This is a genomic window from Bradyrhizobium sp. 199 (assembly GCF_023073355.1).
GTDB lineage: Bacteria > Pseudomonadota > Alphaproteobacteria > Rhizobiales > Xanthobacteraceae > Bradyrhizobium.
On the sequence record NZ_JADPJI010000002.1, the window covers coordinates 1,077,028 to 1,089,762 of the forward strand.

The following is a 12,735-nucleotide window of genomic DNA, read 5'->3' on the forward strand; positions in this document are numbered from 1 at the left end:
ATGCCCCGCGCGATCCTTTCGGGAGGACCAGCGTGCCGCTGGAAGCTGTGGAGGCGAGACGGCTTTATCGCCAGGTCGCCGATCAATTGCGAAGCCTGATCGACAGCGGCGAGTACGCGGTCGGCAGCCGCTTGCCGACCGAGCGCGAGCTCGCCGAGCAGATCAAGGTGTCGCGGCCAACGGTGCGCGAAGCCCTGATCGCGCTCGAGGTCGAGGGGCGCCTGCGTATCCGCGTCGGTTCCGGCATCTATGTGATCGAGCCCGCCGCAATCGCCGCACCCGCAGCCGCGTCCGTCATCGAGGGGCCGTTCGAGTTGCTCCGCGCCCGCGAATTCCTGGAAGGCGCCATTGCCGAAGAGGCCGCGCGCGTCGCGACCAGGGACGATATCGCCCGAACCGATGCCTCGCTTCTCGCAATGGAGAAGGTCGAGCATCCCGGCGAAGCTTCGATGGTTCACGACCGCGCGTTCCACGTCGCGATCGCCGGCAGCCTCGGTAATGCCGTTCTGGTGCGCGTGGTCGGCGAGCTGTTCGACCAGCGGCTCAATCCCTATTTCGCGCAGCTCGCGCATTATTTCGAGAGCCCGGGCACCTGGCGCACCGCGCTCGACGAGCATCGCGCCGTGCGCGAGGCGATCGCGGCGCATGATCCGCAAGCCGCGCGCGAGGCGATGCGCGCTCATCTGGCGCGCTCGCAGGAGCGTTTTGCGCAGAATTTCGGCGCCGAGCCCGCCGCGGGATCGTCGTCCGGAGGCGGCCGCACGGTGCGAGCTGCGGCAAAGCCGTCGAAGCCGAAACATGCGCCGAAGAAGCGGGCCGCCGGCAACAGCGCGCGGCGGCGATGAGATTGTGCGGCCCGCATCCGTGTCGGGGCGGGCGAACAAGAAGCAGACTTGAACGGGAGAAAAAGTCGATGTTGAAAAAGATGACGATTGCCGCGGCGATCTCCGCCGCTACGCTGCTGGCTGCGACCAGTGCCGGCATGGCGCAGACCAAACTCAAATGGGCCCACGTCTACGAGACTTCGGAGCCGTTCCACACCTCCTCGGTCTGGGCCGCGCAGGAGATCGGCAAGCGCACCAATGGGCGCTACGCCATCGACGTTTATCCGGCCTCGCAGCTCGGCAAGGAAGCCGATATCAACCAGGGCCTCTCGCTCGGCTCGGTCGACATCATCATCTCCGGCTCGAGCTTCGCGGCCAAGAGCTTCCCGCCGATCGGCGTGACCTACTATCCCTACACGTTCCGCGACGCCGATCATCTGCTCGCCTACACCAAGAGCGACATCTTCAAGGAGCTCGCCAAGGGCTACGAGGACAAGAGCGGCCACCACATCGTCGCGGTGACCTATTACGGCGTGCGCCAGACCTCGTCGAACAAGCCGATCAAGACCTGCGCCGACATGAAGGGCCTGAAGATGCGCGTGCCCGACGTGCCGGCCTATCTCGCGATGCCGCGCGCCTGCGGCGCCAACACCGCGCCGATCGCCTTCGCCGAAGTCTACCTCGCGCTCCAGAACGGCACCGTCGAGGCGCAGGAGAACCCGCTGACCACGATCGAGGCCAAGAAGTTCTACGAGGTGCAGAAGCACATCGTGCTGACCGGCCACATCGTCGATCACCTCAACACCGTGATCGCCGGCGCGCTGTGGAAGAAGCTCTCTGACGAGGACAAGAAGATCTTCACCGACGTGGCGCAGGAAGCTTCCGCCAAGGCCACCGGCGAGATCAAGCAGAACGAAGCCAAGCTGGTCGCCTTCTTCAAGGACAAGGGCCTGAGCGTGACCGAGGTCGACAAGAACGAGTTCCGCGACACCGTGCTGAAGAACGTCGCGTTCGAGACCTTCGGCTATCGCAAGGCCGACTGGGAAAAGATCCAGGCGGTCAAATAATCCACGCTGTCGTTCCGGCGCTCGCGAAGCGAGAACCCGGAAACCTCGAGATTCCGGGTTCGGCCGCTCGGGCCGCGCGTTGCGCGGTCCCTTCGAGCCGCCCCGGAATGACGATCGAGAGGTTTGAGGAGTACCCCCATGTCGACCGCCGAAATACACCGGCAGATCACCGCGGACGAGATCGCCCATACTTTCGAGGAGGAGGCGACGCCGAAGGTCGATCTCGGCGTCTACGCATTCGAGGACTGGGTTGCGCTTGCGATCTTCTGGGTCATGGCGCTCGCCGTCTTCCTCCAGTTCTTCACCCGCTACGTGCTCAACGACAGCTACGCCTGGACCGAGGAGATCGCGACCTACTGCCTGATCGGTGTGGTCTTCATCGGCTCCTCGATGTGCGTGCGGCTGTCGCGGCACATCCAGGTCGACCTCGTCTACCGCTATCTGCCGCATCTCGTGGCGCGGGCGCTGTCGACAATGATCGACCTGATCCGGATCGCCTTCTTCGGCTACGCCATCAAGCTGGTCTGGGTCTACATCCATATCATCGGCGACGAGCAGATGACCACGATCAATCTTCCCAAGGACTACGTCTATTACGCCGTGCTGGCGGGCTTTGTGCTGATGTTCGCACGCTCCGTGCAGGTGGCCATCCAGAACTGGCGGCAGGGCTACTCGGTCCTCGAACGTCCCGGTGCCTACGACGGATCGGAAGGATAAGACCATGCTGCTGTTACTCGGAGGATTTCTCATCCTGATGCTGCTCGGCGTTCCCGTGGCGATTGCCATGGCCGCGTCGTCGCTGCTTTACATCCTGGTCAGCGGCGTGACGCCCGACGTCACGCTGGCACAGCGCATGATCGCCGGGGTCGAGAGCTTTCCGCTGCTCGCGGTGCCGTTCTTCATCCTGGCCGGAAATCTCATGAACATCGCCGGCGTCACCGGGCGGATCTACAAGTTCGCCGTCGCACTGGTGGGGTGGATGCGCGGCGGCCTCGGCCACGTCAACATCATCGGCTCGGTGATCTTCTCCGGCATGTCCGGCACCGCGATCGCGGACGCTGCCGGTCTCGGCACCATCGAGATCAAGGCGATGAAGGACCACGGCTACTCAACCGAGTTTTCGGTCGGCGTCACCGCGGCCTCGGCGACGCTCGGGCCCATCATCCCGCCATCGTTGCCGTTCGTGATCTACGGCATGATGGCGAACGTTTCGATCGGCGCGCTGTTCCTCGGCGGCGTCATTCCCGGCGTCGTGCTGACGCTGTTCATGATGGCCACGGTCACCTACTTCGCGCATAAGAACAAATGGGGCAGCGACACGCCGTTCTCCTGGCCGCAGCTCGGCTCCGCCGGGCTCGAGATCTTCATCGTCCTGTCGTTCCCGATGGCGATCTGGCTGATGGTGCTCGCAGGCCTCTCGGTCAACGTCGCGGTCGCGATAGGGCTCGGCACGCTGCTCGTGATCGACTGGTATTTCGACTTCTCGGCGGTGATGGCGCTGATGGCGCCCGTGATCCTGATCGGCGGCATGACGCTCGGCTGGTTCACGCCGACCGAAGCCGCCGTCGCCGCGGTGATCTGGTCGCTGTTCCTCGGCCTCGTGCGCTACCGCACCATGACCTTCCAGACGGTCGCCAAGGCGACGTTCGACACCATCGAGACCACGGCCTCGGTGCTGTTCATCGTCACCGCCGCCTCGATCTTCGCCTGGCTGCTGACGGTGTCGCAGGCAGCCCAGATGCTGTCGGACTGGATGCTCAGCATCACCCACAACAAATGGGTGTTCCTGGCGCTCGCCAACGTGCTGATCCTGTTCGTCGGCTGCTTCATCGACACCACGGCGGCGATCACCATCCTGGTGCCGATCCTGCTCCCGATCGTGCTCAAGCTCGGCATCGATCCGATCCACTTCGGACTGATCATGACGCTGAACCTGATGATCGGCCTGTTGCATCCGCCGCTCGGCATGGTGCTGTTCGTGCTCGCCCGCGTGGCAAAGCTCTCGGTCGAGCGCACGACGGTTGCGATCCTGCCCTGGCTGGTGCCGCTGATGCTCGCGCTGATCGCGATCACCTACATCCCCGAACTCACCCTCTGGCTGCCGAAATACATGGGACTCTCCAAATGACCTCAATCGCTCTCGCCGCAACCCTGTTCGGTCCCGAAGATTTGCGCATGGTCGAGCATCCGCTCGACAAGCTCGCAGACGGCATGGTGCGCATCCGCTTCGGTGCCGGCGGCATCTGCGGCTCGGACATGCATTATTTCCGCCATGCGCGGACCGGCGATTTCGTGGTGAAGTCGCCGTTGGTGCTCGGCCACGAAATCTCGGGTGAGGTCGTGGAGATCGCAGGAGCCGCGGCCAGCCTGAAGTTCGGCGACCGCGTCGCCGTCAACCCGTCGCGCTGGTGCGGCCATTGCGTCGCCTGCCGCGACGGCCGGCCCAATCTCTGCGAGAACATCTACTTCATGGGCTCGGCCTCGAAGACACCGCACATGCAGGGCGGCTTTGCCAATTACTTCGATGCCATCCCGGCGCAATGCGTCAAGATCCCGGATCACGTGTCCTATCAGGCCGCGGCGCTCGCCGAGCCGCTTGCCGTCTGCCTGCACGCGGTCGCGCGCGCCGGCAATATCGAGGGCAAGCGCGGCATCATCTTCGGTGCCGGCCCGATCGGGCTTCTGACCATGCTCGCCGCGCACCGCGCCGGCATGGCTGACATCACCGTGGCCGACATCGCGCCGGCGCCGCTGGCCTTTGCGACCAAGCTCGGAGCCTCGCATGTCGAGAACGTTTCGGGCGGCGAGGACGGCCTAAAGGCGCAGGCAGCGTCGCGTCCTTACGACGTCGCCTTCGAAGTCTCGGGCACGGCCGCGGGCCTTGCCAGCGCGATCGGCATCGTCAGGCGCGGCGGCATTGTGGTGCAGATCGGCAATCTGCCGGGCGGCCAGATCCCGACGCCGTCGAATGCGGTGATGGCGAAGGAGATCGACCTGCGCGGCTCGTTTCGCTTCGGCTTCGAATTCGCAACCGCCGTGGAACTGATCTCCAATGGCAGCGTGGACGTGCTGTCGCTGGTCACCGCCGAGCGTCCGCTCTCGACCGCGCCGGATGCGCTCCGGCTGGCGCTCGACCGCTCGCAGAGCGTCAAGGTCGTGCTGACCGCCAGCTGACTTTTGTTTTGACGCGTTTTCTTCACGCGAACCGGTTCCCGCTTCGCTTGAAAACACTTTAGGAGATTGCGCATGATGCTCGAAGGTTGGCGCTGGTACGGGCCGGATGATCCCGTGTCCCTGGATGACGTCAGGCAGGCCGGGGCGAGCGACATCGTCTCGGCGTTGCATCAGGTGCCGATCGGGGAGGCCTGGACGCGCAAGGCGGTCGAAGAGCGCAAGAACTTCATCGAGAATGGCCAACCGGGCCGCTCGAAGCTGACATGGTCGGTGGTGGAATCGATTCCGATCCCCGACGACGTGAAGCGCCTCGGAGGCAAGGCGACGAAGTCCATCGAGGCGTGGATCGCGAGCCTGGAAGCAGTCGCCGCTTCTGGCATCAAGATCATCTGCTACAATTTCATGCCTGTGGTGGACTGGTGCCGCACCGACCTCGAATGGGAGCTGCCGAACGGCGCCCGCGCCATGCGGTTCGACCAGGACCGCTTTGCCGCGTTCGAGCTGCATATCCTCAAGCGCCCGGAGGCTACGCAGGAATATTCGCCCGAGCAGCAGGCTCGCGCGAAAAAGCTGTTCGAGCAGATGAGCCAGGCCGATATCGATTATCTCGTCATGGTGATCGCCAGCGCGCTGCCGGGCTCAACCACCGAGCCGATGACCATTCCGCAATTCCGCGACCGGCTCGAGACCTATCGCGACATCACGCCCACGGTCCTGCGGCAGCACCTCGCCGAATTCCTCGCGCGTGTCACGCCGGTGGCCGAGCAACTCGGGGTGTCCCTGACCTTGCATCCCGACGATCCGCCGCGCCCGTTGTTCGGCCTGCCGCGCATTGCGTCCTCAGCCGATGATTATCAGGCGCTGTTCGACGCCGTGCCGTCCAAGGCCAACGGCATCTGCCTGTGCACGGGCTCGCTCGGCGTGCGGCCTCAGAACAATCTGCCGGAGATGGCCGAGCGCTTCGGCCCGCGCATCGCCTTTGCACATCTGCGCGCGACCAAGCGCGAGGCCGACGGGCTGTCGTTCTACGAGTCCGACCATCTCGATGGCGACGTCGACATGGTCGCGGTGCTGAAGGCGCTGTTGAAGGAGAACGCCCGACGCGCGCCCGACAAGCAGATCGTGTTCCGCCCCGACCACGGCCACCGCATGCTGGACGATCTCACAGCGACCAAGCGCACCAATCCCGGCTACACCGCGATCGGCCGCCTGCGTGGCCTAGCCGAACTCCGCGGCGCGATCAGGGCGATCGAGCATCGGTGAGGCCACTGCTCCATCCACATCGTCATTGCGAGTGCAGCGAAGCAATCCAGAATATCCCCCGTGGAGAGACTCTGGATTGCTTCGCTGCGCTCGCAATGACGTGCAGAAAGGGGTGCTTCACCCTGAGACCGCCTGCTTGATGGCATGCCGCATCGCGGGCCTTGCTTCAGGCTCAACCGATGGCGAAATCAGCCGCCGCCTCCGCGTGAATCGCCGTGGTGTCGAACGTCTCGACTGAGGTGTCATCAGGGCCGACCAGCATCGTGATCTCGGTGCAGCCCAGGATGATGCACTCCGCGCCGGCGGCGACGAGCGCCGCCATCACGTCCTGGTAGCGACGGCGCGAGGGATCGGCGACAATTCCGAGGCACAGCTCCTCGTAGATGATCCGGTTCACATCGGCGCGCGCGTCGGCCGGGGGAACCAGCACGTCGAGATCATGCGCGCGCAGCCGATCGATGTAAAAATCCTCCTCCATCGTGAACTTCGTGCCGAGGAGGCCGACCCGCCGGTATCCCTTCGCCCGAATTCGTAGCGCCGTCGCATCACCCAGGTGAATGAACGGAACGGTCACGCTGGATATGATGGCAGGCGCCAGCTTGTGCATCGTGTTGGTGCACAACACGATCGCTCGCGCGCCGGCGCCTTCAAGACGCTGCGCGACGTCAGCCAGGCTGGCCGCCGCCTCGCTCCAGCGGCCCGCATACTGCATCTGCTTGATTAGCTCGAAATCGTAGGAATATATCAGCAGCGGGGCGGAATGCAGCTTGCCCATGCGATCGCGGACCCGCTCATTGATGAGCTTGTAGTAAAGCGCGGTGCTCTCCCAACTCATGCCCCCGATCAGCCCGACGGTTTGCATTCCGGTGCTCCAGACGATGTAGTTCGCCGGATAGTAGACGAAGAGGCCGGAGCTCGCCATCTCCAGTCCAGGAGCGCCGCAGTACGTGCTGTAGTGCAAACGGCAGGGATCGGCATGACGCCTGCGCAGGCGATGCGAGCCTTTCGACCTTGCGCGCTCTCTCAGGCTGTCTTACGCAGTTCCCGAATAATGGCGCATCGCCAAAGCCCTGAGGGAGCCGACATGACCATCCGCAACACCCGCACCGGGGGCCAGATCCTGATCGACCAGCTCGTGGCGCAAGGCGTCGATCGCGTCACCTGCGTGCCGGGCGAGAGCTATCTGGCCGCGCTCGATGCGCTGCATGACAGCCCGATCGACGTCATGATCTGCCGCGCGGAGGGCGGCGCGGCGATGATGGCGGAGGCCTATGGCAAGCTCACCGGGCGGCCCGGGATCTGCTTCGTCACCCGCGGCCCCGGCGCCACCAACGCCAGCCACGGCGTCCACATCGCGATGCAGGATTCGACGCCGATGATCCTGTTCGTCGGCCAAGTCGACACCGGCATGCGCGAGCGCGAGGCGTTCCAGGAGCTCGATTACAAGGCGGTGTTCGGCACCATGGCGAAATGGGCGGTCGAGATCGATCGCCCCGACCGGATTCCGGAACTGGTGGCGCGCGCCTTCCGCGTCGCCATGCAGGGCCGCCCCGGTCCTGTCGTGATCTCGCTGCCGGAGAACATGCTGACCGAGACCGCGGCCGTGGCCGATGCCATGCGCATCGAGCCGGCGGTGAGCTGGCCCGCGCCGGCCGACATCGAAAAGCTCGGCGCCATGCTCGCAAGCGCCAAGGCGCCGCTGGTCATCCTCGGCGGCTCGCGCTGGACCGAAGAGGCGACCAGGAGCATCGCGCGCTTCGCCGAGCGGTTCGACCTGCCGGTCACGACCTCGTTCCGCCGGGCCTCGCTGATCGACGCCGATCATTCGCATTATGCCGGCGATCTCGGCATCGGGCCGAGCCCGGGGCTGAAGGCACGCATCGAGAATGCCGATGTCGTTCTTCTCATCGGCGGGCGCATGTCGGAAATGCCGTCCTCGTCCTATACGCTGCTCGATATTCCGAACCCGCAGCAGAAGCTGATCCATGTCCATCCGGGCTCTGAAGAGCTCGGCCGGGTCTATCAGCCTGATCTCGCGATCCAGGCGACGCCCGCAGCGTTTGCCGCGGCCGTCGAGACGCTGAAGCCTTCAGTCGCAGTGGCCTGGAAGGGCGAGGCCGCCAAGGCGCACGCCGATTACCTCGCCTGGACCGAGAAGGCGCGCGAGCTGCCGGGCACGTTCCAGTACGGCCAAGTCATGACCTGGTTGCGCGACCGGCTACCGAAGGACGCCATCGTCTGCAACGGCGCTGGCAATTATGCCGGCTGGATCCATCGCCATCACCGCTTCCACAGCTTTGCGGCCCAGCTCGCGCCGACCTCGGGCTCGATGGGTTATGGCGTGCCGGCGGCGGTGCTTGCGAAGCGGCAATATCCGGATCGTACCGTCGTCGCTTTCGCCGGCGACGGTTGCTTCCTGATGAACGGGCAGGAGTTCGCGACGGCCGTGCAATATGACGCAGCCCTGGTCGTCATCATCGTCGACAATTCGCAATACGGTACCATCCGCATGCACCAGGAGCGCGACTATCCCGGCCGCGTCGTCGGCACCCAGCTCAAGAACCCTGACTTTGCGATGTACGCCAAAGCATTCGGCGGCCATGGCGAGCGCGTCGAGCGCACCGAGGAATTCGCGCCGGCGTTTGAGCGCGCGCTGGCTTCCGGCAAGCCGTCGATCCTCCACTGCATCATCGATCCCAGGGCGATCTCGGTCGGCAAGGATTTTGCACCCACGGTGAAGGCGTAAAGCGATGCCGGCCGGCCGCCACGTCGCCATCATCGGTGCCGGCGCGGTCGGTGTGATCAGCGCCATCGAGTCGTTGCGCGAGGGCCATCGCGTCACGCTGATCGATCCGGGCGAGCCCGGCGGCGAACAGGCGGCGAGCTATGGCAATGCCGGCTGGCTGTCGTCGCACTCGGTGATCCCGCCGGCCGAGCCGGGCATCTGGAAGAAGGTGCCCGGCTATCTCATGGATCCGCTCGGCCCGCTTGCGATCCGCTGGTCGTATTTGCCGAAGGCGCTGCCGTGGCTGATCAAGTATCTGCTCTCGGGCTGGACAGAGGCGCGGGTCGAGACGACGGCCTTCGCGCTGCGCGATCTCTTGAAGGACGCGCCGCTGCTGCACCGGAAGCTCGCGGAAGAAGCCGGCGTGCCCGAATTGATCGAGCGCAACGGCGTGATGCATGTGTTCCCGTCGCGCGGCAACTTTGACAACGATCTCGGCTGGCGCTTGCGCAAGAAGGTCGGTGTCGAATGGCTGGAGCTTTCCGCCGACGAGATGCGTCAGCGCGAGCCTGATTTGCATCCGCGCTACACCTTCGGCGTGGTGGTGGAAGAGGCCGGCCGCTGCCGCGATCCCGGCGCTTATGTCGCCGCGCTCGCCAACCATGCGCTGGCGAGCGGCGCGAAATTCGTGCGCGCCAAGGCGACCGGCCTCAAGCTTTCCGGCAATCAGCTCGTCGCGGTCGTGACCGAGACCGGCGAGATCGCTTGCGATGCCGCGGTGATCGCCGCCGGGGCGCGATCGAAGCAGCTCACCGCCTCGATCGGCGATCCCCTGCCGCTCGAGACCGAGCGCGGCTATCACGTCATGATCGAGAATCCGGAATCGGGGCCGCGCAGCTCGATGATGGCGTCGGACGCCAAGATGGTTGTGAACTGGACCGACAAGGGCCTGCGCGCCGCCGGCACCGTCGAGATCGCCGGCCTTGAAGCCGCGCCGAACTGGAAGCGTGCCGAGATTCTGCGTAACCACCTCGTCAGCATGTTCCCCAAACTGCCGAAAGACATCCCGGCCTCGCGCATCAAAACCTGGTTCGGGCATCGGCCGAGCATGCCCGACGGACGTCCGTGCATCGGCTATGCCAGCGCCTCGCGCGACGTCGTGTATGCTTTCGGCCATGGCCATGTCGGCCTGGTCGGTTCGGCCCGTACCGGCCGGCTCGTCGCCCAGCTCGTCAGCGGCAAACCGCCTGAAATTCCGCTGGCGCCGTTTGCGCCCGAACGTTTCCTCTGAGGCCGCAGCATGACCAGCTCAGGCAAATCGTCCCCCCGCATCGCCCGTGGCGGCAAGGCCATCTATGGCGCGCCGCTCGGCATTCTGATGCTGGAAGCACGCTTTCCCCGTATTCCCGGCGACATGGGTAACGGCACGACCTGGCCGTTCCCCGTGCTCTATCGTGTGGTGAGCGGGGCATCGCCGGAAAAAGTGGTGCTGGAGGGCGCGGCGGGCCTGCTGCCCGATTTCATCGACGCGGCGAAAGACCTGGTGCGGCTCGGCGCCGAAGCCATCACCACCAATTGCGGATTCCTCTCGCTGTTCCAGAAGGAGATCGCGGCCGCGGTCGGCGTTCCCGTTGCGACGTCCTCGCTGATGCAGGTGCCCTGGGTGCAGGCGACCTTGCCGCCGGGCAAGCGCGTCGGTCTCGTCACGGTGTCGGGCTCTTCCTTGACGCCGGCCCACCTCGAAGGCGCGGGGGTGCCGCTCGATACGCCGCTGGTCGGCACCGAGAACGGCAAGGAGTTCTTTCGCGTCCTGATCAAGGCCGAGAAGGACGACATGGACATCGCGCAGGCCGAGCGTGACGTGGTCGAAGCCGGCAAGCAGCTCGTCGCTGAAAACCCTGACGTCGGCGCCATCGTGCTCGAATGCACCAACATGCCGCCCTATGCGGCAGCGCTTCAGGCCGAAGTCGGGTTGCCGATCTACGACATCTATTCCATGATCACCTGGTTTCATGCCGGACTGCGCCCGCGCGTCTTTGCGTGACGCGTCCGAAAGATCGTCACAAGTCCTGGAGTGAGCCCATGAAACTATCCGGCAAGGTCGCTGCCATCACCGGCGCAGCGCGCGGCATCGGCAAGGCCTGCGCGAAGAGATTTTTGGATGACGGCGTCAAGGTCGTGATTTCGGATGTCGATGCCGACGGGCTAGAGGCAACCGCCGCTGAGCTCGGTCGTCCCGATGCCTTGCGCACAATCGTCGGCAATGTCGCCAAGCGCGCAGACGTGGATCAGCTCGTCGCCGCCGCCGTGAAGGAATTCGGCCGGCTCGACATCATGGTCAACAATGCCGGCGTCGCCCGCAACCGGGACATCCTTGAGATTACCGAAGAGGAGTTCGACGAGATCATCGGCATCAATCTGAAAGGCGCGTTCTTCGGCGTGCAGGCGGCGGCCAGGCAAATGATCGCGCAAGGCAGCGGCGGGGTGATCATCAACATGTCCTCGGTGAATGCGCTGCTGGCGATCCCGGCGCTGGCGACCTACGCGATGTCCAAGGGCGGCATGAAGCAGCTGACCTCGGTCGCGGCCGTTGCGCTCGCTCCGCACAACATCCGCGTCGTCGCGGTCGGACCGGGCACGATCCTGACCGACATGGTGGCGTCATCGATCTACACCTCCGAGGATGCCCGCAAGACCGTAATGTCGCGTACGCCCGCCGGCCGCGGCGGCGAGCCGAGCGAGGTGGCGTCCGTCGTCGCGTTCCTGGCGAGTGATGATGCGTCTTACATCACAGGGCAGACGATCTACCCCGATGGCGGAAGGCTGATCCTGAACTACACGGTGCCGGTGAAGGAGAAGTAGGGGGATCACTCCGCCGCAACCGTCATCCCATGGCCAAGCCGCTTCGAAATGCCGCCGGCGCAGTCGCGCAACGCGTGCGCGATCGGGCTGTCCCAGCGCGCGTCAAAGGTGCCTTCGGGGCCCATCGCGGTGATGACCAGCGCGACATGGCCGGAATGGTCGAACACCGGCGCCGAGAACGCATTGACGCCGGGCAGGGGATCGCCGAGCGCGCGGGCGAGGCCGTGCTTGCGGACCTCATTGAGCATCTCGGCAACCTTGGCGCCCTTCACGGCGCGCTTCGGATTGAAACCGACGCCGTGACGGTCGAGGCCGCTTTCGAGCCCGGCAGTGATCGTCTTCTCCGGCAGGAAAGCCGCAAAGGCGCGGCCCGTGGCCGTCTCCAGCAGCGCCATCACCGAGCCGGCGCGCATGACGATGTGCACGGGCTGGGCCGGCTCCTCGAGCTGGACCACGGTCGGGCCGTGCGTGCCCCACACGGCGAGAGACACTGCATGTCCGATCTGGCTCGCGAGTGCGGCGATCTTCGGCCTTGCGATGCGGGTGCCGGAGAGCCGGCGCAGGCTGATCAGGCCGAGCTCCAGCGCCAGCGCGCCGATCTCGTAACGGCCGGTGGTCTCGTCCTGCTCGATCAAGCCGATGCGGGAGAAGCTGGCGAGATAAGGATGCGCCTTGGCCGGCGTCATGCCGGCCTCACGCGCTAGATCGCGCAGCATCATCGGCTCGCCGCACCTTGCGAGCGCGCGAAGCAATTCTCCGCCGACCTCGATCGACTGGATGCCGCGGCTTTCTCTCTTCATGCGCCTCCGATGCGCTTGGC

The 12,735-nt window shown here is 65.2% G+C and carries 12 protein-coding genes; 10 read left to right on the top strand and 2 right to left on the bottom strand.

All coding sequences use genetic code 11. The annotated features are described in order from the left end of the window. Nucleotides 1-32: 32 nt before the first annotated feature. From IVB28_RS05160 to uxuA, 6 genes are all read left to right on the top strand, one after another. A complete protein-coding gene (locus tag IVB28_RS05160; RefSeq protein ID WP_247524960.1) occupies nt 33-845 on the top strand; it encodes a FadR/GntR family transcriptional regulator in 813 nt (270 codons plus the stop codon). Nucleotides 846-913: 68 nt separating this feature from the next. Then, the gene (locus tag IVB28_RS05165) at nt 914-1,891 is read left to right on the top strand and encodes a sialic acid TRAP transporter substrate-binding protein SiaP (protein WP_247524961.1); all 978 of its coding nucleotides are present in this window, start codon (nt 914-916) and stop codon (nt 1,889-1,891) included. A 138-nt stretch (nt 1,892-2,029) separates the two neighbouring features. Continuing rightward, nucleotides 2,030-2,608, top strand: a complete 579-nt coding sequence (locus IVB28_RS05170) for a TRAP transporter small permease (RefSeq protein WP_247524962.1) — start codon at nt 2,030-2,032, stop codon at nt 2,606-2,608. A gap of 4 nt (nt 2,609-2,612) precedes the next feature. Beyond that, nucleotides 2,613-4,019: a TRAP transporter large permease gene (locus tag IVB28_RS05175; RefSeq protein WP_247524963.1), complete on the top strand. Its 1,407-nt coding sequence runs from the start codon at nt 2,613-2,615 to the stop codon at nt 4,017-4,019. Next, nucleotides 4,016-5,065 carry an L-idonate 5-dehydrogenase gene (locus IVB28_RS05180; protein WP_247524964.1) on the top strand — a complete coding sequence of 350 codons (1,050 nt, stop codon included), beginning with the start codon at nt 4,016-4,018 and terminating at the stop codon, nt 5,063-5,065. The genes IVB28_RS05175 and IVB28_RS05180 overlap by 4 nt, the downstream gene beginning before the upstream one ends. Nucleotides 5,066-5,137: 72 nt before the next feature. Then, entirely contained in the window at nt 5,138-6,328 is a 1,191-nt protein-coding gene (gene uxuA / locus IVB28_RS05185; RefSeq protein ID WP_247524965.1) for a mannonate dehydratase, read from the top strand. Nucleotides 6,329-6,500: 172 nt separating this feature from the next. On the opposite strand, the gene IVB28_RS05190 is transcribed toward uxuA, so the two are convergent. After that, a complete protein-coding gene (locus IVB28_RS05190) occupies nt 6,501-7,190 on the bottom strand; it encodes an aspartate/glutamate racemase family protein (RefSeq protein WP_247525346.1) in 690 nt (229 codons plus the stop codon). Nucleotides 7,191-7,412: 222 nt separating this feature from the next. On the opposite strand from IVB28_RS05190, the gene IVB28_RS05195 reads away from it, so the two are divergent. The 4 genes from IVB28_RS05195 to IVB28_RS05210 are packed head-to-tail and all read left to right on the top strand — an operon-like array spanning nt 7,413 to nt 11,915. Further along, entirely contained in the window at nt 7,413-9,074 is a 1,662-nt protein-coding gene (locus IVB28_RS05195; RefSeq protein WP_247524966.1) for a thiamine pyrophosphate-binding protein, read from the top strand. Nucleotides 9,075-9,078: 4 nt separating this feature from the next. After that, nucleotides 9,079-10,344: an FAD-binding oxidoreductase gene (locus IVB28_RS05200; protein WP_247524967.1), complete on the top strand. Its 1,266-nt coding sequence runs from the start codon at nt 9,079-9,081 to the stop codon at nt 10,342-10,344. A gap of 9 nt (nt 10,345-10,353) precedes the next feature. Beyond that, nucleotides 10,354-11,097, top strand: coding sequence for an aspartate/glutamate racemase family protein (locus tag IVB28_RS05205; RefSeq protein ID WP_247524968.1), 744 nt, complete (start codon nt 10,354-10,356; stop codon nt 11,095-11,097). Between the two features lie 38 nt (nt 11,098-11,135). Next, on the top strand, nt 11,136-11,915 hold the full coding sequence (locus tag IVB28_RS05210; protein ID WP_247524969.1) for an SDR family oxidoreductase: 780 nt from the start codon (nt 11,136-11,138) through the stop codon (nt 11,913-11,915). A 5-nt stretch (nt 11,916-11,920) separates the two neighbouring features. On the opposite strand, the gene IVB28_RS05215 is transcribed toward IVB28_RS05210, so the two are convergent. Beyond that, complete coding sequence (locus IVB28_RS05215) at nt 11,921-12,715, bottom strand: IclR family transcriptional regulator (protein WP_247524970.1); 795 nt, start codon at nt 12,713-12,715, stop codon at nt 11,921-11,923. Nucleotides 12,716-12,735: the final 20 nt, after the last annotated feature.